22 protein-coding genes and 2 pseudogenes are annotated in these 23814 nt (G+C 63.6%); 6 read left to right on the forward strand and 18 right to left on the reverse strand.

All coding sequences use genetic code 11. The annotated features are described in order from the left end of the window. Nucleotides 1-7 precede the first annotated feature (7 nt). Nucleotides 8-562 (reverse strand): type VI secretion system contractile sheath small subunit, encoded by a 555-nt coding sequence (gene tssB, locus BLQ92_RS26830; RefSeq protein ID WP_090688802.1) that lies wholly within the window; start codon nt 560-562, stop codon nt 8-10. A 36-nt stretch (nt 563-598) separates the two neighbouring features. Further along, nucleotides 599-1303 carry a tetratricopeptide repeat protein gene (locus tag BLQ92_RS26835; protein WP_090688804.1) on the reverse strand — a complete coding sequence of 235 codons (705 nt, stop codon included), beginning with the start codon at nt 1301-1303 and terminating at the stop codon, nt 599-601. 341 nt (nt 1304-1644) lie between these two features. On the opposite strand from BLQ92_RS26835, the gene tssJ reads away from it, so the two are divergent. From tssJ to icmH, 3 genes are all read left to right on the forward strand, one after another. After that, the gene (tssJ, locus tag BLQ92_RS26840) at nt 1645-2259 is read left to right on the forward strand and encodes a type VI secretion system lipoprotein TssJ (protein WP_090688806.1); all 615 of its coding nucleotides are present in this window, start codon (nt 1645-1647) and stop codon (nt 2257-2259) included. Nucleotides 2260-2378: 119 nt separating this feature from the next. Next, the gene (gene tssK, locus BLQ92_RS26845; protein WP_090688808.1) at nt 2379-3725 is read left to right on the forward strand and encodes a type VI secretion system baseplate subunit TssK; all 1347 of its coding nucleotides are present in this window, start codon (nt 2379-2381) and stop codon (nt 3723-3725) included. Next, a complete protein-coding gene (gene icmH / locus BLQ92_RS26850) occupies nt 3722-4501 on the forward strand; it encodes a type IVB secretion system protein IcmH/DotU (protein ID WP_090688810.1) in 780 nt (259 codons plus the stop codon). The genes tssK and icmH overlap by 4 nt, the downstream gene beginning before the upstream one ends. 34 nt (nt 4502-4535) lie before the next feature. Here the strand turns inward: icmH and BLQ92_RS26855 are convergent. The 7 genes and pseudogenes from BLQ92_RS26855 to BLQ92_RS26885 all read right to left on the reverse strand — a co-directional run. Beyond that, nucleotides 4536-4781 (reverse strand): annotated as a pseudogene (locus tag BLQ92_RS26855) (hypothetical protein); the annotation flags it as partial. Nucleotides 4782-4809: 28 nt separating this feature from the next. Next, nucleotides 4810-5274, reverse strand: coding sequence for a dihydroneopterin aldolase (locus BLQ92_RS26860; protein ID WP_175772494.1), 465 nt, complete (start codon nt 5272-5274; stop codon nt 4810-4812). Continuing rightward, nucleotides 5271-5921 carry a sarcosine oxidase subunit gamma gene (locus tag BLQ92_RS26865; protein WP_090688812.1) on the reverse strand — a complete coding sequence of 217 codons (651 nt, stop codon included), beginning with the start codon at nt 5919-5921 and terminating at the stop codon, nt 5271-5273. The genes BLQ92_RS26860 and BLQ92_RS26865 overlap by 4 nt, the downstream gene beginning before the upstream one ends. Further along, nucleotides 5911-8910, reverse strand: a complete 3000-nt coding sequence (locus BLQ92_RS26870) for a sarcosine oxidase subunit alpha family protein (protein WP_090688814.1) — start codon at nt 8908-8910, stop codon at nt 5911-5913. The genes BLQ92_RS26865 and BLQ92_RS26870 overlap by 11 nt, the downstream gene beginning before the upstream one ends. Then, nucleotides 8907-9227, reverse strand: coding sequence for a sarcosine oxidase subunit delta (locus BLQ92_RS26875; protein ID WP_090688816.1), 321 nt, complete (start codon nt 9225-9227; stop codon nt 8907-8909). The genes BLQ92_RS26870 and BLQ92_RS26875 overlap by 4 nt, the downstream gene beginning before the upstream one ends. A 23-nt stretch (nt 9228-9250) precedes the next feature. Next, entirely contained in the window at nt 9251-10495 is a 1245-nt protein-coding gene (locus BLQ92_RS26880) for a sarcosine oxidase subunit beta family protein (RefSeq protein WP_090688818.1), read from the reverse strand. A 16-nt stretch (nt 10496-10511) separates the two neighbouring features. Next, nucleotides 10512-11897, reverse strand: coding sequence for an L-serine ammonia-lyase (locus BLQ92_RS26885; RefSeq protein ID WP_090688821.1), 1386 nt, complete (start codon nt 11895-11897; stop codon nt 10512-10514). 406 nt (nt 11898-12303) lie between these two features. On the opposite strand from BLQ92_RS26885, the gene BLQ92_RS26890 reads away from it, so the two are divergent. Further along, nucleotides 12304-13383 carry a GlxA family transcriptional regulator gene (locus BLQ92_RS26890; protein ID WP_090689062.1) on the forward strand — a complete coding sequence of 360 codons (1080 nt, stop codon included), beginning with the start codon at nt 12304-12306 and terminating at the stop codon, nt 13381-13383. A 105-nt stretch (nt 13384-13488) separates the two neighbouring features. Here the strand turns inward: BLQ92_RS26890 and zwf are convergent, their stop codons facing one another. From zwf to BLQ92_RS40175, 4 genes are all read right to left on the reverse strand, one after another. Further along, on the reverse strand, nt 13489-14970 hold the full coding sequence (gene zwf / locus BLQ92_RS26895) for a glucose-6-phosphate dehydrogenase (protein WP_090688822.1): 1482 nt from the start codon (nt 14968-14970) through the stop codon (nt 13489-13491). Nucleotides 14971-15125: 155 nt separating this feature from the next. Continuing rightward, a complete protein-coding gene (lhpI, locus tag BLQ92_RS26900; protein WP_090688825.1) occupies nt 15126-16073 on the reverse strand; it encodes a bifunctional Delta(1)-pyrroline-2-carboxylate/Delta(1)-piperideine-2-carboxylate reductase in 948 nt (315 codons plus the stop codon). A 27-nt stretch (nt 16074-16100) separates the two neighbouring features. Then, the gene (lhpH, locus tag BLQ92_RS26905; protein ID WP_090688827.1) at nt 16101-17108 is read right to left on the reverse strand and encodes a trans-3-hydroxy-L-proline dehydratase; all 1008 of its coding nucleotides are present in this window, start codon (nt 17106-17108) and stop codon (nt 16101-16103) included. Beyond that, nucleotides 17105-17266 (reverse strand): hypothetical protein, encoded by a 162-nt coding sequence (locus BLQ92_RS40175; RefSeq protein ID WP_175772495.1) that lies wholly within the window; start codon nt 17264-17266, stop codon nt 17105-17107. The genes lhpH and BLQ92_RS40175 overlap by 4 nt, the downstream gene beginning before the upstream one ends. A gap of 23 nt (nt 17267-17289) precedes the next feature. Between BLQ92_RS40175 and BLQ92_RS26910 the strand changes: the two genes are divergently transcribed. Next, nucleotides 17290-18006 (forward strand): FadR/GntR family transcriptional regulator, encoded by a 717-nt coding sequence (locus tag BLQ92_RS26910; protein ID WP_090688829.1) that lies wholly within the window; start codon nt 17290-17292, stop codon nt 18004-18006. Between the two features lie 52 nt (nt 18007-18058). On the opposite strand, the gene BLQ92_RS26915 is transcribed toward BLQ92_RS26910, so the two are convergent. The 3 genes and pseudogenes from BLQ92_RS26915 to BLQ92_RS26925 form a co-directional block, all read right to left on the reverse strand. After that, a complete protein-coding gene (locus BLQ92_RS26915) occupies nt 18059-19141 on the reverse strand; it encodes a potassium channel family protein (protein WP_090688830.1) in 1083 nt (360 codons plus the stop codon). 91 nt (nt 19142-19232) lie between these two features. Continuing rightward, nucleotides 19233-19439: pseudogene (locus BLQ92_RS40785) on the reverse strand (hypothetical protein); the annotation flags it as partial. A gap of 79 nt (nt 19440-19518) precedes the next feature. Next, complete coding sequence (locus BLQ92_RS26925) at nt 19519-20151, reverse strand: C39 family peptidase (protein WP_090688833.1); 633 nt, start codon at nt 20149-20151, stop codon at nt 19519-19521. Nucleotides 20152-20501: 350 nt separating this feature from the next. On the opposite strand from BLQ92_RS26925, the gene BLQ92_RS26930 reads away from it, so the two are divergent. Next, a complete protein-coding gene (locus BLQ92_RS26930; protein ID WP_090688835.1) occupies nt 20502-21356 on the forward strand; it encodes a helix-turn-helix domain-containing protein in 855 nt (284 codons plus the stop codon). 87 nt (nt 21357-21443) lie between these two features. Here BLQ92_RS26930 and BLQ92_RS26935 read toward each other — a convergent pair whose 3' ends face one another. Then, nucleotides 21444-23273 carry an ATP-binding response regulator gene (locus BLQ92_RS26935; protein WP_090688837.1) on the reverse strand — a complete coding sequence of 610 codons (1830 nt, stop codon included), beginning with the start codon at nt 23271-23273 and terminating at the stop codon, nt 21444-21446. Beyond that, the gene (locus tag BLQ92_RS26940) at nt 23243-23698 is read right to left on the reverse strand and encodes a putative pterin-binding protein (RefSeq protein WP_244106259.1); all 456 of its coding nucleotides are present in this window, start codon (nt 23696-23698) and stop codon (nt 23243-23245) included. Before BLQ92_RS26940 ends, BLQ92_RS26935 begins: the two co-directional genes overlap by 31 nt. Between the last annotated feature and the right edge of the window lie 116 nt (nt 23699-23814).

Raw genomic sequence — 23814 nt, forward strand, 5'->3', positions numbered from 1 at the left:
CCCGTACTTATTCGCCCTGCTGGTCTTTATCCGGCTCGCCACTGCGGCCGTGCTGTTCTGCCGCATCACCCTGATCTTTCGCGAGAGCTTGCAATTGCTGGGTATTGGTCAGCACTTCGCTGAGCAGGTCTTCGAGCTTGTCGTTGCCCGCGAGCTTGTTGCGCAGGTCGGCCAGTTTCGAGCGCGCATCGAGCAGGCGGCGCAGCGGTTCGATCTGCGAAACCACTTCGTCCGGATTGAAATCGGCCATGGAACGGAAGCGCAGATCCACGGCAAACTTGCCGCCCGTTCCGCTCAGGCGGTTTTCCACCTGGAAGGCGGCGCGCGGCTCGATGCCTTTCATCACGTCGTCAAAATTGTCGCGATCGATATTCACGAACTTGCGGTCGCGCAGCTTCGGCTGCTCCACCTCGGATTGCCCCGCGAGGTCGGCCACCACGCCAACGACAAACGGCAGTTCCTTGATCTCAATCGCATCGCCCCGTTCGACCTCATAGGTCAATTGAACGCGCGGCGGCCGTACTTTTTGCAAGCGCTTTTGAATACTTTCTTTCTTCGCCATCGTCGGCTCCCTGAAGCGTGTGGTCTTGCGTGTGAATTAGCGAAGTGCGCTGAACGGGTCGGACGCGCCACCGCTTTGTGCCGCCTTGGCGGGTGCAGCCGGTTTGGCGGCAGGCGCAGCCGGTGCCGCGGGCGGCGGAGCTGCCGGCGTCGCCGGTGCAGCCGCGGTCGTCGCCGCAGGACTGCTGCTTGCGGCATCCGTGGTTTCCGGCTTCTTGACGATGCGCTTCACATAGCGCTTCTTCTTGACCGGCTTGTCGGAGTCGTCCGGCGGGAACAGGGTGGCCTCGCCGAGCGTGTCGCGCAGTTCTTTGGCAAGCGCTTGCGCGTCGGTCTTGGCGTCGCCCGCGAGCGATGCGTCCTGACGCAGCTCGCCGAGCGATTGCGTGGCAACGCGCAGGCCGGCGACCGCCAGCACGCTCTTCGCCTGACGGTCGGTCTGGTCGCGCTGCAGCGCTTCCTGCGCCGCGACGATAGCCTGGCCGTAGTGCCCCTGCGTGAACTGGATCTGCGCAATGCGCGACCACGGCTCTTCGCGCGTCGGGTCGGTTTTGGACAAATCCTGGTAGAGAGCGATGGCGCGATCCTGATCGCCTGACTTGGCGACCGTATCGGCGTCAGCCAGCGACTTGTTAAAAGCCTCCGGCGTAGTCGCGACGTTGTTGCCCTGGGTTGCGCATCCGGCCATCACGCCGCATGCCAACACCACCCCTGATAGTTTTACAAAGAGACGCTCTTTCATCGCTTTTTCACCGACGTGCGAGTTTTTTAATTCAAGGAGAAACCGGAGTTTTGCTTTGCTTCAAGTGCGCGGGTATAGTACAGGTCAATTTTTAATAATTCAACTTTCGTGTGACAAAGCATTGCATGAAAAATCTGCAAGCACATCACCTTAGGACACAAATAAGAAATAGTTTCCGGGAGTAATGCCCAGCTTTCTTGGGAGTGGAAAATTTTTCCGGCCGTTCGGGTGGGCAGCGCAGCCAATCAATGCATTTCGCATAGATTGGCGCACCACCCCGATTGGGTTTAGTTTAATGGCGATTTGACCGGGGGCGGTCGGGAAAGAACCGATCGGGGTAAATGAATTTGCGTTTTATTCGTTATGCATCGTTGCTGGCTGCATGCACGATCCTCGCTGGCTGCGCCGCGGCCCTGCCAGTGCTGGGGTCGGCCGCCTCCGCCGCGCTGCAGGCCACCGGTCTCAGCAAGCCCGATGTGCCGGACGCCCAGAAGCCGCCGCGCAATATCGGGCTGACGCTGTATGCCGCGCAGAATCTGAATGCCGCGACCGACCAGAAGCCGCTGGCGCTGGTCGTGCGTTTATATGTATTGAAGGATCCGACCTCGTTCCAGCAGGCGCCGTTTGACGCCTTCACGGACCCCGACAAAGAGAAAAGCACTTTGGGCGGCGACCTGTTGGGTGTCCGCGAAGTCACCTTGATTCCCGGCCAGCGCTATACCGTCACCGAGAAAGTCTCGCGCGAAGCGCAGGCGTTCGGTATCGTCGCGCTATTCCGCGATCCGGCTATGCAGCGCTGGAAATTCGCCTTTGACCCGGCGAAGTCCGAGAAATCCGGCATAATGATCGGCCTGCATAACTGTGCAATGACCGTTACCAACGGCACTGTGATCCCGCCTGAACAGGGATTGCCCGCCCAATCGCTGAATATGTTGTCCTCGGTCAGTTGTGGATAAGACGGGCATAAGATGCGTTTGAATGGCGATTTAACTATTTTTGTCGATTTAACAATTGCACGGCCCGAATCCGTTATCACCGGGCATGCAACCCGCTTGACGCATATAACAGGTTTGAGATGAGTTATTCCGCAAAGGTGCTCTGGGGGGAAGGTCTGTTTCTCAGGCCGCAGCATTTTCAGCGTCAGGACGCCTATCATGAGGCGCGCCTGTTCGAATCGATCCAGGCTATCCAGCCTTACAACTGGGGCGTGCGCTCGGTGCGCTTCGACCGCGATGCGCTCGGCAGCAACGTGCTGCGCGTGAGCGAACTGTCGCTGGTGTTTCCGGACGGCGCGCTGTATTCGGCCCCGCAGGCCGACGACCTGCCGCCGCCCATCGCGCTCGACACGCTGCCCGACGGCATCAACGAATTTACCTTTTATCTGGCGCTGCATCCGCTGCGCGAGACCGGCGCCAACTACTCGGCCGAGAGCAACGCGGGCTTCGTCTCGCGTTACGTCAGCGAACAGGCGCCGGTGGCCGATCATTTCACGGACGCGGCGGAAGCCGACATCACGTTCCTGAAAACCAGCGTCAAGCTGATCGCCCATAGCGAGCCACGCGACCAGTTGCTCTCGGTGCCGCTTGCGCGGGTGCGCCGCACGGCGACCTCGGGCTTCGAGTTCGACGACAGCTTCGTGCCGCCCTCGCTCGCCATCGAAGCTTCACCCATCCTGCATCAACGCCTGCGGCAACTGATCGATGCGCTGCAAGCCAAGGTGAACGCGCTGTACGGCTTTCACCGCGAGCCGACCAAGAACATCATCGAATTCCGCTCGGGCGATATTGCTTCGTTCTGGCTGCTGCATACGGCAAGCGCGGCGTTTGCATCGCTCGCCCACCTGTACCAGCATGCGGCGCTGCACCCGGAGCGGCTGTTCCAGGAACTGCTGCGTCTGGCCGGCCAGTTGATGACCTTCTCGAAGGGCTACGCGCTCGCCGACCTGCCGCCCTATCGTCACGACGATCCGGGCCCCGGCTTCGCCCGCCTCGATACGATCCTGCGCGATCTGCTGGAAACGGTGATCTCCACGCGTTACTTCGCGATTGCGCTCGACGAAGTACGGCCGTCGTTCCACGTGGGCCGTCTCGACTCCGGCAAGATCGACGACAAGACGATGTTCTATATCGCCGTGTCGGCCGATATGCCCACCGTCGAGCTGGTCGAAGCCGTGCCGGCACGCTTTAAGGTCGGCGCGCCGGACGACGTCGACAAGCTGGTGCTGTCGGCCATGCCGGGCGTGCGCCTCGTCTATACACCGCAGGTGCCACCGGCTATTCCGGTGCGCCCCGGCGCCTGCTACTTCTCTTTTGAATCGCGCGGCGCGCTGTATGACCGCATGCTGCAGGCCCAGTCGGCAATGATCTACACGCCCTCCGGAATCAACGATCTCAAACTCGAACTGATCGCGGTCACATCATGAGCTACGCGCCTTCCCTCTTCGGCGGCCCCGCGCCGACCGCCACACCCGCCCCGACGGTCGAGCCTACCTACCAGGTGCGCTCGCTGCTCGATCTGCTATACGACGGCTTCTTCATGCTGTTCCTGCTGAAGAACGGCCGCGAACCTGGCGACGCCGCCGAGTTTAGCCAGCGCATCCAGCAGTTTCTGGGCGATTTCGAGCGCGGCGCGAAAAAGCTGAACGCCTCGGCCGACGACGTGTATGCGTCGAAGTTTGCCTTTTGCGCGGCCATCGACGAAAGCGTGCTGTCATCGTCGTTCAAGATCCGCACCGAGTGGGAACGCCGGCCGCTGCAACTGATCCTGTTCGGCGAGCAGCTTGCGGGCGAGAAGTTCTTCCACTACCTGGAAGAATGCCGTGCCCAGGGCGCGGCGCGTCTGCAGTCGCTCGAAGTGTTTCATATGTGCCTGCTGCTCGGCTTCCAGGGCAAGTATTTGCTGGAAGGGCCGGAGAAGCTCGCGTATCTGACCGCGCGAATCGGCGACGAAATCGCTCATATGAAGGGCAAGCGCGCGCAGTTCGCGCCGCACTGGCCTCTGCCGGATCAGGTGGCGCACCGCTTGAAGCGCGAAGTGCCGCTGTGGAGCATCGGCGCGGTGTTTGCGCTGGTGGGGCTGCTGGCTTATCTGGGCCTGAACAACTATCTGCGCGACACGACGCTGCATACGCTTGCGCCGTATTCGCAGATCATCAAGCTCGGCCCGCAATCGGCCAATCTGACGATCTCGCTGCCGTAACCTCTACCTCATCATGATGAGCGGCGCGCGCGGCTCGCACGCGCGCCTCGCCCACCAGACGAGCCAGCGTCTGCGGGCTCATACGCGCAGCGATCTCATGCACATACTCATGGTGCCGGGCATCCAGCGCGGCGTGCAGATGCTGCGCCTGCAGATAGCGCAGCAAGGCGATACGCCGGTGCCCCAGCGCCATGCTCTGTTCCAGCAACGCCAGCGCGGCGTCGCCATCGCCGGCCTCATAGGCACGCTTGAGCAGCTCAGTGGTGTGCGCGCGTGGCATCGGGTATTCGCCTCGTTGCGCAAGGCGCCTAGCGCGCCGCCACCACGGCCTGCACGCTGGCCCGGGCGCGTAGCGCGTCATAGTCTGCCCGCGTCCAATCCAGCTCGACACCAATCCGGCGCGTGCCTTCGCGGATCTTCGGCTTGTACAGCGCAAGTGTGAGCGCCTCGAGCGCGGGCCACTCGCGAAACGACAACTCCGCCAGTTCGACGGCCAGCGTCTCCAGCAGCCGTGTATGCGGCTTGTTCGCCAGAAACGCGCTGATGCGTTCGCAATAGCGCTCGTAGTCGATCATCGCATGCGTGCCCTCTTCCGACGGTTCGCTGCGGTAACTCAAGCTCGCATCGATCACCACCGGCTGCGGCGCGGCGTACTCGTGCGCATGCAGGCCGATCCGCGTCGCTACGGCCAGTTCGTCGATAAACACGCGCCAGCCACGCCCCAGGCGCGGCGGCGCAGAAAACGACGCCAGTGCGTCTTCGTAGGGCTTCACGACAGTAGCGGCGCGGCCGCGTCGAGCATGATCTGGCAGAAGTAGTCGGCAAAGCTGCGGCGCACGATCAGTTCGTAGGTGTCCTCGCTGACGGGAATCAGCACGATCGAAGCCTTGAAATAGTGGCTCTGCGCGCACTGGCCGGCAGCTAACACACGCGGATGCAGATCAAGCGGACAACCACGCGCCAGCACGTCGCGCACTTTCTCGCCGCTCACTTCCAGCACCGTGTAACCACTACCGATATCGACCGCCGAGGCAAACTGCCCCGCCAACGCCTGCCTCAGCTTCGCCTCGAGCGTCGCGCCCTGTTGCTGATGCGAGCGCACCAGCCACTCGTCCGGGCCGAGCCACAGCACGTCGTAATCGTTGCCGCGCGTCACCGTGTTCGGTTTGGCGGGCGGGCGGCAACCGGTCACGCTCTCCACCGCACTGGCGAAGGCCGGGTCGTTCGCCTCGCCGCGCAGATTGACGAGATCGCGAAACGGCCGCTCGCTCAAGCTGAACTTCTTCGACGCGCCTGCCTGGTGCGTCTTCAGCAGATCGCCGACGCCCACCAGCGGCGACTCTTGCCATACCTCGCCAGCAGCGCGCTGCACGATCGTCGAAGGCGCGCCCGGCGCATTGTTTCTTGCCTCATTCCACATGTTGACGCACTCCTTCGGTGTCGTAGAAAACCGGGCTGGCAATTTTTGCTGCTACCTGCTTGCCGTTTGCAAGCGGGATCGTGACGCTCTCGCCCATCTTGTCGAGGCCGCCCTTGATGACAGCGAGCGCAATCGAACGCTTCAGGATCGGGCTGTAATAGCTCGAGGTGACATGGCCCAGCATTGGAGCGGTGTTGCCGGAGAAGGGACCCGCAACGATCTGGCTGCCTTCCGGAAGCACGAACGAGGCGTCATCGGAAAGCAGACCGACGAACTGCTTGCGCCCTTCCCTCGCCGTATCCGAACGCGTCAAGGAGCGCTTGCCGAGGAAGTCTTTCGACTTCGCTACCAGCCCGCCCATGCCGAGGTCATATGGCGTGATCGAGCCATCCGTATCCTGGCCTACGATGATGTAGCCCTTCTCCGCGCGCAGCACGTGCATCGTTTCGGTGCCGTACGGCGTGATGTCGAACTCGGCGCCGGCGGCCATCAGCGCTTCCCATACGGCGCGGCCCAGATTGGCCGGCACGTTCACCTCGTAGGCCAGTTCGCCCGAGAAGCTGATGCGCATCACGCGTGCGGCGACGCCCGCCACCGTGCCTTCCCGATACGACATGAACGGGAACGCGGAGTTGGCAAAGTCGATATCGCTGCAGACCTTCTGCAGCACCTTGCGGCTCTTCGGTCCCACCACGGCGAAGGTAGCCCAGTGGTCCGTCACCGAGGCGAGCCGCACCTTCAGGTTCGGCCACTCGGTCTGCAGCCAGCGTTCGAGCCACGTCAGCACGCGCGCCGCGCCACCCGTCGTGGTGGTCATCATGTAGTGCTGGTCGGCAAGGCGCACGGTGACGCCGTCATCGAACACCATGCCGTTTTCGTCGAGCATCAGGCCATAGCGGCATTTGCCCACTTCGAGCTTGCTCCACGGGTTCGTGTAGACCCAGTTGAGCAATTGCGCCGCATCCGGACCCTGGATGTCGATCTTGCCGAGCGTCGATGCGTCGAGAATGCCCACGCTGTTACGCACGGCGAGGCACTCGCGCGCCACCGCCGCGTGCAGGTCCTCGCCCTTCGTCGGGTAGTACCACGGGCGCTTCCAGTTGCCGACGTCCTCAAACGCCGCGCCGTTCTCGACGTGCCATTCGTGAATGCAGGTCTTGCGGATCGGATCGAGCAGATCGCCCAGTTCTCGGCCCGCAAAGGTGCCGAACGTCACCGGCGTGTAGTTCGGCCGGAACGTCGTCGTGCCGGTTTCGGGAATCGTCTTGCCGAGCGCGCCGGCGAGAATTGCCATGCCGTTGATATTGCCGAGCTTGCCCTGATCGGTGCCGAAGCCCATCGCCGTATACCGTTTGACGTGCTCGACCGATTCGAAGCCTTCGCGCGCAGCCAGCAGAATATCGGCGGCGGACACGTCGTTCTGGAAGTCGACAAACTGCTTCGGGCCGCGCGCCGCCGCTTCGCGGCTACCGACCAGCCACAGCGGATGCAACGGTGCTTCCGCGATCTCCGCAACCTGCGGCGCCTGCGGACGCGTCACCGCGAAACCGAGCGCCTTCACGGCTTCGACGCCGGCATCCACCGCAAAGCGCAGGCCGCGAGCGAGACTGAATTCCCCCGCTGCCGCGCCGACGCTGACTTCGGGCTGCATCGCCTTGCCCGGCACGAAGCACACCTTCTCGTCGTTCCAGTGCGCTTTGCCGCCCGACTGCGCGAACAGGTGCAGCACCGGACTCCAGCCGCCGGACATGGCGAGCAGATCGCACGCCAGATCGGGCTGCGTCGCTCCCACCTCGCCGTTGGCGTACGCAGCCACTTCCACTGACGCCACGCGCAGCTTGCCACGCGCGCTCGTCACGACGGCGTTATTCAGAATCTTCACGCCATGGCGGCGCGCCGCAGCCGGCAAGGCGCCGTTGCCTTGCGCACGCGGGTCGACCACCGTCACCTTGGCGCCGCAGGTCTTCAGATCGAGCGCGCATTGATAGCCATCGTCGTTGTTGGTGAACACCACGGCCTCGCGGCCAGGCAACACGCCATAGCGATGGATATACGTCGACACCGCCGAGGCCAGCATCACACCCGGCAGATCGTTATTGCCGAACACGATCGGGCGCTCGTGCGCACCGGTGGCGAGAATCACGCGCTTGGCGCGAACCTTCCACAACAGCTCACGCGTGCCCTTGCGCATCGACACCGGCAGATGGTCGGTCAGACGCTGCGTTACGGTGACGAGGTTGTGATCCTGATAGCCGAACGCCGTGCTGCGGCTGAGTATCTTCACTTCCGGCATCTGGCGCAGTTCCGCCTCGATTTTCTCGACCCAGTGCGACGCCGCGCGGCCGTCGATCTCCGCACGGCACGACAGCAGGCTGCCGCCGAGTTCGCGCTGATCGTCGACCAGCATCACACGCGCGCCCGACAGGCCTGCCGCATGCGCCGCCGCCAGCCCGGTCGGGCCGCCGCCCACCACCAGCACGTCGCAATGGGCAAAGCACTTGTCGTAACGGTCGGCGTCGAGCGCCTCGGGTGCCTTGCCGAGACCCGCTGCTTCGCGAATCTTGTCTTCGTACTTCGGCCACCATTTACGCGGCCACATGAAGGTCTTGTAGTAGAAACCGGCCGGCAGGAAGCGCGAAAACTTCTGGTTGATCGCCATGCGGTCGTGTTCGAGACTCGGCTCGGCATTCACGCTCGTCGCGACCAGCCCCTGATACAACTCCACTTCCGTGGCGCGCGCATTCGGCACGGTATAGGCGCCACGCTCGAGCTGCACCACGGCATTCGGTTCTTCGACACCCGCCGTGACGATGCCGCGCGGGCGGTGATACTTGAAACTGCGCGCCACAAAATGCACGCCGTTGGCGAGCAGCGCCGAGGCCAGCGTGTCGCCCTGAAAGCCCTGATAGGTGCGGCCGTTGAACGTGAAGGTCAGCGGAATCGCTCGATTGATGCGCCCACCGGCGCCGAGGCGGTCTTTCTGGCTCATTGCTTGTTGCCCTCGTGAGCGTCGTTGGTGGCGGGTTTGACTGATGAACCGACGGCGGAACCGCCAAAGGTTTCATAGCCGAGAAACTGATAGGACACCGTATCGCGCGTCGCCATGAACCAGCGGCGGCAGCCCTGGGTATGCAGCCATTGCTCGCGGTGCACGCCGCGCGGGTTCTTGCGCATGAACAGGTAGTCGCCCCATTCCTCGTCGGTCAGTTTTTCGGTTTCGAGCGGACGGGCGATATCGGCTTCGCCGCCGCAGGAGAATTCGGATTCGGCGCGCGGCCCGCACCACGGGCATTCGATCAGTAGCATTTCAATCTCCGTGTCGACCAGAGTTAGTGGGCCACGGCAGCAGCGCCGTGTTCGTCGATCAAATGGCCGGTATAGAAACGGTCCAGCGAGAACGGCGCATTCAACGGATGCGGCGCATCGTTGGCGATGGTATGCGCAAACACCCAACCCGAACCCGGCGTCGCCTTGAAGCCACCCGTACCCCAGCCGCAGTTGAAATACAGCCCCTTCACGCCGGTCTTGCTGATAATCGGGCAGGCATCCGGCGAGACATCCACAATGCCGCCCCACTGCCGGTTCATCCGTACCCGCGAGAACACCGGGAACATCTCGACAATCGCTTGCAGCGTGCCTTCGATGATGTTGAAGCTGCCGCGCTGGCCGAAGCCCGTGTATTGATCGACGCCCGCGCCGATCACCAGATCGCCCTTGTCGGACTGGCTGATGTACGCGTGCACCGCGTTCGACATGACCACGGTATTGACCACCGGCTTGATCGGCTCGGACACCAGCGCCTGCAGCGGATGGCTTTCCAGCGGCAGGCGCACGCCGGCCATATCCGCGAGCGTCGAGGTGTTGCCCGCCGCGACCACCGCCACCTTTTTGGCCTTGATGAAGCCCTTCACCGTATCGACGCCCGTCACCGCGCCGCCTTCACGGCGTATGCCGGTCACCTGGCAGTTCTGGATGATGTCGACGCCATGCTGATCCGCACCGCGCGCGAAGCCCCATGCCACCGCATCGTGACGCGCCACACCGCCACGGCGCTGGATCGATGCGCCGAGCACCGGATAGCGGCTGTTGAGGTTGATGGTCGGTTCGATTTCCTTGATCTGCTCGGGGGTAAGGAATTCGGCATCCACGCCGTTCAGGCGGTTGGCGTTCACACGGCGCTCGGTGTCCCGCACGTCCTGCAGCGTATGCGCAAGATTCATCACGCCACGCTGGCTGAACATCACGTTGTAGTTGAGATCCTGCGACAGCCCTTCCCAGAGCTTCATGGCCTTCTCATACAACGCTGCCGATTCATCCCACAGGTAGTTCGAGCGCACGATGGTCGTGTTGCGCGCGGTGTTCCCGCCGCCAATCCAGCCCTTCTCGAGAATCGCGATATTGCGCACGCCGTGTTCCTTGGCGAGGTAATACGCGGTCGCGAGACCATGGCCGCCGCCACCGACGATCACCACGTCGTACTCGCGCTTCGGCTCCGGGCTTCTCCACTGCCGCTCCCAGTTCTCGTGATACGACAACCCGTTGCGGAACAAACTGAATATCGAATAGCGGCTCATGTGGCTAGTCCGTTAGTTAGCATTCGATGACGTTCACGGCGAGACCACCGCGCGACGTCTCCTTGTATTTCGTCTTCATATCGGCGCCGGTTTCGCGCATCGTCTTGATCACGTTGTCGAGCGACACGTAGTGCTGGCCATCGCCCTTCAACGCCATCCGCGAAGCGTTCAGCGCCTTGATCGCACCCATCGCATTGCGCTCGATGCAGGGAATCTGCACGAGCCCACCGACCGGGTCGCAGGTCATGCCCAGGTTGTGCTCCATGCCAATCTCGGCGGCGTTCTCGACTTGCGACGGCGTGCCGCCCATCACGGCGGCGAGCGCTGCCGCGGCCATCGAGCAGGCCACGCCCACCTCGCCCTGGCAGCCCACTTCGGCGCCGGAGATCGAGGCGGTTTCCTTGTAGATGATGCCGATCGCTGCAGCGGTCAGCAGGAAGGTGACGATGCCGTCGTCGTTCGAACCCGGCACGAACTTCACGTAGTAATGCAGCACTGCCGGAATGACGCCGGCCGCGCCGTTGGTCGGCGCCGTCACGACGCGCCCGCCGGCGGCGTTCTCTTCGTTGACGGCCATCGCGTACAGGTTGACCCAGTCGAGCATCGAGAGCGGATCGCGCAACGATTCTTCGGAGCGCAGACGCAGGTTGCTGGACAGGTCAGCGGCACGACGCTTCACGCGCATCGGACCCGGTAGCTCGCCACGCACCTTGCAGCCGCGCTCGACGCAAGCGGCCATGGTGCGCCAGATCGCCAGCAGGCCTTCGCGGACCTCGGAAGGCGAGCGCGACGCGCACTCGTTGGCCATTGCCACCTCCGCAATCGACAGTCCGCTCTCCCGGCACACACGCATCAGATCGTCGCCGGTGCGAAACGGCCACGGCACCTCGCCGCCCGCGCGCGCACCGTTGACGCGATCGCCCTCGCGATTCACCACAAAGCCGCCGCCGACCGAGTAATACTCCTTCTCCACCAGCAACTGGCCGTTTTCGTCGAAGGCCTGAAAGCGCATCCCGTTCGGGTGAACCACACCGGTGCCGGCCATCAGCTTGCGGAAGAACGACAGATGCTCCTTCTCGTCGTACTGCACGCGGTGCGTGCCGAGCAGCAACAGTGCCTTCTGCTCGCGAATCTGCGCGAGGCGCGGCTCGATCAGGTCCGGATCGATCGTATCGGGCAGATGTCCTTCGAGGCCGAGCAAGACCGCCTTATCCGTGCCGTGGCCCTTGCCGGTCGCGCCGAGCGAGCCATACAGCTCGACCTTGACGCGCCGCACGAAGGCCAGCAGGTTGGCATCCTCGATATGCGAGGCGAAGCGGCACGCGGCGATCATCGGGCCGACCGTGTGCGAACTCGACGGGCCGATGCCGATCTTGAACAGATCGAAGACGCTGACGTTCATGGGGGCTGCCTGGTGGTAAGGGGTCGGTTTGCCGGCTGGAGGGCCGCCGTTTTCATTGCGGCTGATCATCCAGTCCGGGTGCTGGCGCGAACTTTCCGCGCAATCTCCTGTATGGCGTCAGTACACCAGCGCGTAAAATTGGCCGATAGAACAAAAACGCCATCGCCTTGGGATGACGACGCCAACGCCCCGTCAGGCCTGGCGGCGGTTCGCTTCTGCGATGGTTGACGGCGGAAAAGCGCAAGTGGCAGTAGCGCGGATCGGCGACGCTAGCAGCATCGCGCGCCTGCGCGCGCGTGGCTGGCAGCCGCGGCACGCCGCGATTCTGCGTGAAACCGTGGCTGGCCGCCGTCGCGCCCCTTTGACGCTCCTTTGCCCCTATGACGCACCCTGGCGCTGTTGCACCATGAAAACCGCAGAATCCTTACCGCTGACCTCCATCGACGGCGTCCCCAAGGAGCGCATCCGTTTCGGCATCGTGCTGCTGCCGAATTTCACGCTGACGGCGTTTTCCGGCTTCGTCGACATGCTGCGGCTGTCCGCCGACGAAGGCGACTACAGCAAGCCGGTGCGCTGCTCGTGGAGCGTGATCGGCGACACGCTGGCGCCGGTGCGGGCCAGTTGCGGCATCCAGATCACGCCGTGGGAGACCTTCGAAAACGCCGAGCCGTTCGATTACGTCGTGGTGGTAGGCGGCCTGCTGCATTCCGGGCCGCAGGCGAATGACGAGACGCTGCAGTTCATCCGCCAGGCCGCGCGCGGCACCACCACGCTGGTGGGAATCTGCACCGGCGTGTTTGCGTTGATGCGCGCCGGCGTGCTGGACGAACACCGCATCTGCGTAAGCTGGTTTCACTACTGGGATTTTGTCGAGCGCTTTCCGTCGGTGAATTCGGATGCGCTGATTGCCGACCGCCTGTTCGTGATCGACCGCCGCCGCATCACCTGCTCAGGGGGGCGGGCCTCCATCGATGTCGCCGCCGCGATCCTGCTGCGCCACTTCGAACACGCCACGGTGCAAAAAGCGCTGCGCATCCTGCTGGTCGGCGAGATGCAGAAAGGCAACGCGCCGCAGCCCCATCCGCCGGGTCTGGAGCCGGCCACGCATCCCAAGGTCAAGCGGGCGATTCTCCTGATGGAACAGCATGTGGGCCGCTCGCTGCCGCTCGAAGAACTGGCCTGCAAGCTCGATATGTCGCCGCGGCAACTGGAGCGCCTGTTCAAGGCGGAAACCGGCAAGAGTCCGCAGGCGTTCGCCAAGCAGGTGCGTCTGCGGACCGCCGCCTGGCTGCTGACCAGTTCGGACCGCACGGTGGCCGATATCGCGTCGAGCTGCGGTTTCTCGGACGCCTCGCACCTGGGCCGCGAATTCCGCAAGCAGTTCGGCGTGCCGCCTGTGATGTTCCGCGAGCAACGCGGCGCGGCGCCGGCCGAGGACGCAGCGATGTTCGACGAGACGTTTCCGGGGCGCGTGGACATCTACTAAGTACACTTAAGCGTCATGTCCGAAGCAACGCGCCAAAAACAACAAGGGCGGCCCAATACAGCGGCCGCCCTGGCAACGAGAAGCGTTAGCTCAAACCCAAGCCGCTTACTGCGACTCCTCCGCCCACACGGTATTTTCCCGCGCCATCAGGGCCGTAGCTGCCGCCGGACCAAACGTTCCGGCGGTATAGTTACGTGGCCGCTCGCCCGACTTCTGCCAGCCTTCCAGAATCGGTTCCGCCCATGCCCATGCCGCTTCCAGTTCATCGCGGCGCATAAAGTGCGTAAGACGACCGCGAATCACGTCGATCAGCAAGCGCTCATACGCTTCCGCGCGCCGCTCGGTGAAGGCCTGCTGCAGATCGAGATTCAGGTTCACCGGCAGCATGTGCATGCCGCTACCCGGCTCCTTGGCCAGCATCTGCAACTGGATCGACTCCTCCGGCTGCAGTTGAATCACGAGACGGTTGCCATAGTGGTGCGGGCCGCTCGGAATGATCGAGAACGGCATTTCGGAGAACTCGATGACGATCTCCGAGACCTTCTTCTGCATCCGCTTGCCGGTGCGCAGGTAAAACGGCACATTGGCCCAGCGCCAGTTGTTGATCTGCGCGCGCAATGCGACAAAGGTTTCCGCGCGGCTGTTAGGCGGCACGTTATCTTCTTCGAGGTAGCCCTTGACCGCCTCGCCGTCCACCGCGCCTGCGGTGTACTGGCCGCGCACGGTGTCGCGGGCGATATCTTCCGGCGTCATTGGACGCAGCGAGCGCAGCACCTTGAGCTTTTCGTCGCGCACGGCATCCGGGTCGAGCGACACCGGCGGTTCCATGGCGACGATGCACAGCAGTTGCAGCAAGTGATTCTGCACCATGTCGCGCAACGCGCCAGTCTTGTCGTAGAAGCCCGCGCGGCTACCCACGCCGACGCATTCCGCTACCGTGATCTGCACGCTCTTGATATACGGCGCCTGCCACAGCGGGCCGAAAATCGCGTTGCCGAAGCGCAGCACCATCAGGTTCTGCACCGTTTCCTTACCGAGGTAGTGGTCGATCCGGTAGATCTGCGCTTCGCTGAAGTGGCGGCCGACGTCGTTGTTGATTTCCTTCGCCGACGCCAGATCGTGACCCAGCGGTTTTTCCAGCACCACGCGCGAGTGCTCGTCCACCAGACCCGCCGAAGAGAGGTTGTCGCAGATATGCGTGAACAGATCCGGCGAAGTCGCGAGATAGAACACGCGCCGCACGTCGGGGCGCGAGGCCTCCTTCAGGCGCTGGTAGTCCTCGGCCGAATCGACGTCCATGCGCACGTATTCGAACAGCGCCAGGAATTTGTCCCACGCGGTGGCATCGAAGGCCTTCTTTTCGATAAAGGGCTTGGCCTTCAATTCCATGAATTCGTTGATGTACTCCTCACGCGACCACGGCTTGCGGCCAATCGTGATAATGCGGGTTTCCGGCGGCAGATTGCAGTGCAGATGCGCCATGTAGAGCGCGGGCAGCAGCTTGCGAAACGACAGGTCACCCGTACCGCCGAAGATGATCATGTCGAGCGGCAAGTCAGGGGTGGCAGAAGCGTGTTGGGTAATCATAGCGCGGTGTCACCGTCATGAAAGGCGTCGCGAAACGAAACGACAAAGGGCAAAAATGCCGGGGGTCCGGCATTTTCTGGCAAACGCCTATGGTGCAACGTTTTTGAATTGTTTGCACGCGATGCGCGGCTAACGGGCTAGAAAAAATTCCAGCGTCAGGTGCCCTGCAAAGCACGACGGGCCACCCGGCAGGCACCCAGGTCCCAGGCTGCACAACCGACGCTCTTGAATAGCACGGGCGTGCTACCCGCAGGCGCCGCTACGGTACCGCCAACCACTGCCGCAATACCGGTCACGTTTGCCCAATCGACACCCGCCTGGATGAAATCGCCCGCTTCGTGGCGGGCGCCCGCCAGATCGTCGACGAACAATGCGCTGCCGTGCACGGTGCCAGCACCGATCTCCAGCATGGCCGGTGTGAAGGCGCCGACGCCGATCACCAGACGCTCGGCGCGCGGCGCTTCCGCGTAGACCGCCTGCTTGCTGGTGGTGAGCGCAATCACCACGTCCACGGAGTCGGGTACGGCTGCGTCCGCGAGCGGCTGGAGATGCCGGACCTTGCCGCGCTGCGCGTCGCAAAACGCCTTGGCCTTCGCCGGCGCACTGCCCTTCACGTGGACCAGCGCCTCGGGAAACAATTCGCCGATCGCCTCCAGGTGGTTGGCAGCCTGGGTGCCGGTGCCGATCAGCAGAAACTCGCGCGGCGCAGTGCGGCCCGAGACAGCGCCTTTGAAGGTCTGCACGCCGAGCATCGACATGGCTGCGGTGCGCCGCCCGGTTACCGTCGGACCATCGAGGATAAAGAGCGTCGCGCCGCTATCCGGGTCGAATGCCATCACCTGGCCATGGATCGTCGGCAGGCCGCGCGGACCGTTGGCGGGACACACGTTGACCAGCTTGTGGATGGCGAGGTCGGGCGCCGTGGCCGGCATCGACAGCATCACACCGCCCTCGTTCAGCGGCACGACGAGCCGCTCCGGACTCGCAATGCGTTGCTGCGCGTAATCGACTAACGCGCCTTTGAGCGCCTCCACCAGTTCGGCGTAGGGCGTGAGCCGCGCGGTGGCGGCGGCATCGAAGATCGGCGTGGCCGGCTGGGTCATGGAGGGTGCTCCGTTGGCGTGCGCCGCTCAGCGCACGAGAAAGCCATACGTTAGCGGATCGCGCTCATCGACGATCCAGTTCGCGAAGCCGCAAATATGCGCGTCTCCCTCGATTTCAGGAATCACCGCGTCGAAGTGCGCGAGTTTCGCTTCGGACAACACACGACCGCGAAAGATCGTGCCGATCACCGATTCGTTGACAAGCGTCTCCTCGCGCCCGAGTTCGCCGCGCAGATACAGTTGCGCGACCCGCCCGGCCGTACCCGAGCCGGTTGGCGATCGGTCCACCTCGCGGTCGGCGAAGACGCAGCAATTGGCCTGCGTGGAGCCCGCATGGCGCGGCGCGTTGTCGATAATCGTGCCGTAAATATGGTTGATTTCGGGGATGTGCGGATGCACGACCTTGAATGCCTCGTTGGCTGCGCGCTTCACTTCGGCGCCGAACTGGATCAGGCGGTCGACTTCGGCCTCGCGCACGTTCAGATCGAACGGCTTGCCGGAGGTGTAGAAATAGAACGCGCCGCCGAAGGCGATATCGCCGGTCACGGCGCCGAAGCTCGGCGTGTGCACCGTCACATCGCGCTCCCAGATGAACGAGGGCACGTTGACGAAGCGCACACCGCCCGCGTGATCGCCGTCCCATTTGACAAAGGCTTCGATAAAGCCGCATGGCGCGTCGATGCCCACGCGCGTCTCCGGCTCGGTCCGCTCGACCCAGCCGAGCGCCACCGCTGCAGTGGCCAGCGCAATCACGCCGTGGCCGCAATGGTCGCTATAGCCTTCGTTGTGGACGAAGATGATGCCGAAGTCGGCGCCCTCGCTCACCGCTTCGGTGAGGTAGCCGCCGTACATATCCGCATGGCCGCGCGGTTCGAGCATAAGGGCGCGGCGTAGATGGTCCTGATGTTCCTTCAGCCAGTTGCGCCGCTCGACAATCGTCTTGCCGGGAAACTTCGGCAGTCCGCTGGTGACGAGCCGGAACGGTTCGCCGCCGGTATGCACTTCAACGGTGCTGATCACGCGATTCAGTTTCATAACGCCTGACGACCCTCTCCCGCGTGCGGCGCAACGGCCGAAAATGCTTCGATGCGAACCATCCAGTTGTCTCCATCTGTTTTATACTGGATCAAAATGTAGACCAGCTTTGGTTTCGCATCAACCACTTTCAAAATTACTGACGTAATCTGGTTCAAACCCAGATCACCTGGCGCTTGCTATGGAAAGCACGTTTCGCCCGAAGCAGATTTACGAGCAGGTTGCCGAGCGCATTCGCGCGGAGATCCGCAACGGCCAGTTCGCGGCGGAATCGCGCCTGCCCTCGGAGCGCGAACTGGCTGCGCATTTCAGCGTGGGACGCCCGGCGGTGCGCGAGGCGATCGGCGCGCTGCAAAACGAAGGGCTGGTGATCACGCGGCGCAACTCGGGCACCTATGTTTGCGCGGACGCCTTACAACGCCTCGCCGCGGCGCCGCTCGAACCCGCCTTGCTGGCCGATCCGGACTTCAGCCCGAGTTCCACGCTCGATGTGCGGCTGATCCTCGAACCCGCCATCGCCCGGCGCGCGGCGGCGCACGGGCAGCGCGACGAGCTGGCCGAGCACTACCTCGCGCAGATGGATTCGATTGTGGACGTGAACAACCCCGAGCAGCGCGTGCTCTGGAACAACAGCGACCGGCTGTTTCACCGCCAGCTTGCGATGATGACGGGCGATGCGTTGCTGGTGAAAATCGCCGACGAAGTGGCGAAGACCATGGATCAGCCGCTCTGGAAACGGCTCAAGGACGACGGCATTTACGATGCCGGGCGCATCCGCCTGTACGTCTCGGAACACCGGTTGATCTATGAGGCGATAGTCGGCGGCGACGCGGCCGCGGCCGCGTTCTACGTCGAGCAACACATCATGCGGGTGCGCCGCGATATTGCGCCGAAGTGAGCTTCGGTGCGGCGGCATAGCGAGCGCAACGAGGCAACACCAAACCCACCCCTTACTCCTGAGGCTGGCGAGAAGACTGGATCACCATCAGCAGATCGCCGGCCTCGACCAGACACGGCGGCTCTTCATAGAACGACAGCATGCGCCCGTCACGCACGAGGCCAATCACCACCGCGCCCGCCAGCGCATTGCTCCAGCAGCCGATTTCATGCTCCGCCGCCGGCCGCTCCAGCAAGGTCACGCGGCCGCGCGCCGACAGCAGGTCGTTGACGAACGGCACGATGTGATTGCTCTCCACCGCGTCGGCCAGCAGCAGGCCGCCGATCTTCGTCGACGACACGATCACATCCGCGCCCGCCTGGCGCAACTGGCGCTGAAACGTCTGTTCCTGGATGCGCACCACGATCTTGGTATCCGGCGCAATACTGCGCACGGTCAGCGTCAGGAGGATCGCGGTGGCGTCGTCGGTCACGCTGATGATGACCGCCTTGGCGAGGCGCACCTTGGCTTGCTGCAACAGGTCTTCGCGTGACGGATCGCCGAGCAGTCCGGCCACTCCGAGCGCAGTGGCCGCCTCGAGCGCCGGCTGCTGCGGATCGATCACGACAATCGACTCCGGATCGAAGCCACTCTCCAGCAGCTCTCGCACGGCCACCGATCCGCTCAGGCCATAGCCGCACACCACCACGTGATCGAGCAACTGCTTTTGCAGGCGTTTCATGCGGAATTCCTCGATGACGCGTTGAATGACGAACTGGTAAGCGGTGCCCAGAAAGACGAACCAGATGACGATGCGGATAGGCACGATGAAGAACGCGTCGATCAGCCGGGCCCGCGCGGTGATGGGCACGATATCGCCATAGCCGACGGTCGCCACAGTCACCATGGTGAAGTACATCAGGTCGATGATGCCGAGCGCCTTGCGGTTAGCGTCGTACAGGCCGTCGCGGTCCAGATACAGCACCAGGAACGCCAGCGCGCAGAGTCCGGCTACCAGCAATAGCCTTTGCAGCAGGACGCGCCGCGGCGAAGCGGCGGGCCGGGTGAACAGCGTCCGGGCGCGCGGCGCCTGCCAGTGCGAGCGGGTCCGGCGCGGCAAACGGAAGCGGGACGGCTTGCGGCGCGCTTGGGCCACGCGGCGGCTCCGGAAGTCAGGGATTCCGCGATTCTACGACGAGCGGCCGCGCACCGGGGTCGGATCGCCCAGATCTTCCGTTGCGGCGCGCTTACTGGGCCGAAGCTTTGCCGGAACCGTTAGAGGAAGCGTGACCGTCCTGCTTGAACATCGCCCGGCAAGCCGGACTCAGTTCGCTGATGTGCTGTTTCATACAGGCAGTAATCTTGTCCTTGTTGGGAATTTCCGCGCTGCAAAAATGCATCGCGTCGCCGCGGCAAGCTTTTTCCTGCTCGTCTTGGGTGGCGGCGCGCGCCGCTCATCTGTCCCCTCAGCAGAAATCGGGCCCGCCAAACGGCGCGCGCGTACGCCTGCTGCCCGGCGGAACCCTGCGCCGTTCAGCGAAGCGCGCGGGTCAGCGTCAAGCCGCGTCCCGCGTAAAAGCGCGTTACAGTCGCAAACGGCAGATAGACATCGCTTTGGTAAGGCGCAATGCCCGACGGATTGTGAAACCATACGCCCTCGGCGTCGCGACCGTGCAGCAGGATCAGATGGCCGCCGCGCTCCGTATTCGGTGCATCCGGATAGCGGATCTCCGCGCTCACCGAAACGATCGCCAAGGTGTCGTGATCGAGCCGCGCCGCGATTTCCTCCAGCGTCGCCTCGGGCAACACCTCCACTTGCAAGCCGAAGGCGCGCTCGGTCCAACTGGCAAACGGCCGGTAAATCAGACCATCGACGCCGCCGTCTTCGCGCATCCGGTACACCTCGTGACGCAGCGCTTCGTCGAGCAACGCGGCGCGCGGTGCATGCTCGATGCCCCAGAAGTCGAGCGCCGATTCCAGGCAGGTCAATCCGCACAGACGCGGCGCCCAGAAGCGGTAATGGTCCGGCTCGGTAAAGCCGCTGCGTTGCCATGCGGGGTCGTCGCAAGGGTCGGCGGCGTCCTCGACAATGGGCCGCACCCATTCGGGACTGCCCCATTGCGAGTAATACGGCACACCACTGTGGCGAATGATCGGGTCTTTCATAAAGGGCGTCAGTTGAATGGAAAGGTGCTCGCGAAATCAATCGCGCTATGCTCCCATGAAAGACCATACTGGATCACACTTCATTACAAGTCGCTGCTGCTTTCCTCGGTAAAATACGCAACGCGCATATGGCTTAGCCCCACCGCCCAACCGGCTCTGGGCGCCTGCTCGAGCAGACCCGCGGCATCCCAGCGCGGCTGCACAAAAGCAGCAACGCCGCGTTCTTTTGCTGTACATTTGCTCTCCCATGCGTGGCCGGTCGGCTCGCAAAGAGGCGATGCAAAGCATCGCTATCCAGCCTTATCGCGTCCTTCACCCGAAACATTTATAAAGACGGACCTCCACGCAGCATGGCCAACGAAGCAACCTCACCTGACTCCATCGCAGTCGCGGAACGCGTGCGCGAGTTGATGAGCCGTCACGGCATTGGTAAGCGGCAACAGACCACAGAGTTGTGCCGCATTCTCGACCTGAGTTTTTCTCAAGGGCACCGCAAGCTGCGCGGCAACAGCCCATGGACGCTGTCGCAAATCAAGAAGGTGGCCGAGGTGTTCGGCGAGCCGGCCGCGCAACTGTTCGGCGCACAGTCGCTCGACCCCGGCATGGTCGGGGCGATCGCCCAGGAAGCGGTGTTCTCCATCGCCGGCATCGAACTCGCCTGCACCGCCTGGGTCGGGGCCGCACTGGAACCGGGCAGCCGCCCCGAATTCGTCGCCTATTCCAAGCTAGGACAATGGCGCGTCACGCGTCACGATGGTGCGCTCTATCAAAGCGCCTTCGAAGTTCACAAGATCGAGATTTATCCGCGCCGCGCGGAAGCCGATAAGCCGCTGATCGCCGTGGTCGACGACGACCAGGCCTCGGCCGACAACCTGCGCGACTACCTCGATCGCAGCGGCTTCGCCGCAGTGGCGATCTACGGTCTGGCGGCGTTCGTCGAGCAGTTGCAGACCCAGGTGTTCGACGGCGTCGTGATCGACTGGCTGTTCGGCAGCCAGACTTCCGCGGCGGCAATTCGCGCCGTGCGCGCCTCGGAAAATCCGGACGCCCCCGTCTTCGTGCTGACCGGCGAACTGCTGACCGGCAAGGCCAGCGAGTCCGAGATCAGCGAGATCGTCCGCAACTACAACGTGGCGTGTTACGAGAAGCCGGCGCGCATGGCGATTCTGGTGGCCGATCTGTCGAAGCGCCTGAACCGGGCGTAAGTCCTTCCCGGCGGTGCTTCGGTACTTCAGCGCCTCGCTGCCTCGGCCATTTGATCCGGGCGCCAGGCTAGAGTGAAAAGGCGGCCATCAAACCGTGCTGCGCGCGGCCAGCGCCCGCTGCAGCGCCCCGCGCAACTCCTCGTAGTGCACCGGCTTCACCAGGTATTCGAAGAACGGCGCCGTGTCGGCAAGCGGCGCTTCCGGCGCATACGCGCTGATCGCGATCACCGGTGCACCGGCCGAAGGCCCGCTGCGCGCGCTGAATTCGGCGAAGAACGTGTAGCCGTCCTGATCCGGCATATGCAGGTCGAGCAACAGCACGTCGCAGCGCCGCAGATCGAGCCACGCCAGGGCATCTTTGGCATTCGCCACCGCAGTCGCCTCGTAGCCCATATGCGTAATCATTTCCCACAGCGATTCGCGAATCAGGCCGTTGTCGTCGACGATCAGCACCCGTGAGCGCTCGCGGTCATGGGCGCTCGCCGCCAGCGCATCGGGCGGCACAGCCGGCTCGACCGGCCCCACCGGAATCGTCACGGTAAACGTCGTACCCTCGCCCACCTCGCTCTCCACCGCAACGCTGCCGCCGAACAGCTTCAGCAGTCCCTGGACGATTGCGAGGCCCATGCCGGCGCCCTCGAAACGCCGCGTGCGCGAGCCGTCGAGCTGGGTGAATTCCTTGAACATCAGCGGCAATTGCTTGGGCGGCACACCAGGGCCGGTGTCGCTCACCACGATGGTCAGCACCGCCAGCCGTTGCGTGAGCCGCACCCGCACCGAACCCTTCTCGGTATAGCGAATCGCATTGGTCACGAGGTTGCTGACGATCTGGCGGATCCGATGCGGATCGGAGTCGACCGGCCCGGTCAGCCCGCTCGCCTCGCTTTCGAGCGCGAGCCCGCGGGCGTGCGCGGCCGGCATGTGCTCGTCCACGATCGACGCCAGCAGTTCGCGCGGCTCGAATTGCTCGTAACGCAATTCGAGCTTGCCGGCGCCAAGCCGCGCATAGTCGGTGAGGTCGCGCATCTGCGCTTCCAGATGCCGCGCGGCGCTTTCCAGCCGCTGGATCACCTTGCGGTCCGCTTCGGACTGGAAGTTGAAGCCAAGCAGCTCGATCGACGACACGATCGCGTGCAGCGGTGTGCGCAGCTCGTGGCTGATCATGCCGAGAAAGGCGTCTTTCGCGAGACTGGCTTCGCGCGCGGCGCGGGTTGCCTGGTGCTCCGCCTCGAGCGCGGCGCGCTGCTGGCGGATCAGCCGGCTGCGGCGCCGGCCGTTCACCACCAGCAGCAGCGTGGCCGCGGCCGACAGCAGCACCAGCATGAGTCCTGCGGCAAACAGCATGCGCCGCTTGTCGATAAAGTCGCGGCTGAGCGCTTCGCGGTCGGCGACATCGGCAAAGCGGCGCGTCAAGGCGAGGTCGTTGACCTCCTGCCAGTGCGCGCGCAACTCGGCGACGATATGGTCCGCCTGGCGAGGATTCTGCGGGAGCGCCTCGAACTCGGGCTCGAGCTTGTCCAGCATCTCCTCGAGCGTGTGGATTTCGCTCTCCTGCCGCTGCAGCAACGCGAGCTGGCTCACCAGCATGCGCGTCGAGCCGGCCATCACGTGCAGCTTCGACTGCAGCACTTCGTAGCGTAACTGCAGGCGCGGATAGTCGACGTCGGTGCCGCCGCGGTACAGCAGCAACTGGTTCTCCAGACGCGCGTAGGCAATCTGCAACTGCGCAGCGTCCCAATAGAAGCCGTCGTACGTGCCGGTCAGCAGTTGCGTGGAGCGCGGATTGAGCAGATTGGCGTACATCAGATAGCCAATCGCGCCAACCGGCGCGGCGAGCGCGGTGACCCACACTGCCGCCAGCAGCCAGCGCCGCAGCCGGTGCGGTACTACTTGACGATCAAACCCTTGATTTGCCATACGAATTTCGAGTCCGCGTCGGAGCCCGAGAGTTCCGTGGGGAAGGCGTCGCGCGGATAGATAATAAACAGCGGTCCGAAGTCGCTGACCTTTAAACGCTTGCCGTTCATGCTGTACGCGACGATGACGCCGTAGCGATCGCAATCCGACACGGGAATGGTCTCCGTATAGTCGTCGAGCGTGTGCACCTCGATCTGGCTGCCGTGCGCGCCGGCCAGCTTCAGGATATCCGCGAGCAACGGGCCCGAGAAGGTCGAACGCGGCGTCCATGTCGTCGAGGTGGTGATCGAATGAACCGGCAAGGCCAGAAGCTGGGCTTCCGTAATGTGATAGGCCTTGTGCGCCGGATCGTTGATGGTGGTGATTTCGCCCGTTACGTCGAGCGAGAGCGGAGCAGCCTGGGCAAGCCCCGCGCCCAGCGCCATGGCGAAACACGCGATCCAGCGCGCGCCTGTCTTGAAGTAGTTCATGTCAACGGCCTTTTTCATCTGTTTTCTTGTTCTGCTGTCGTGACCCGCCTGCCTGCAACTGTCCCGTCTCC

This window comes from Paraburkholderia phenazinium (genome assembly GCF_900100735.1).
GTDB lineage: Bacteria > Pseudomonadota > Gammaproteobacteria > Burkholderiales > Burkholderiaceae > Paraburkholderia > Paraburkholderia phenazinia.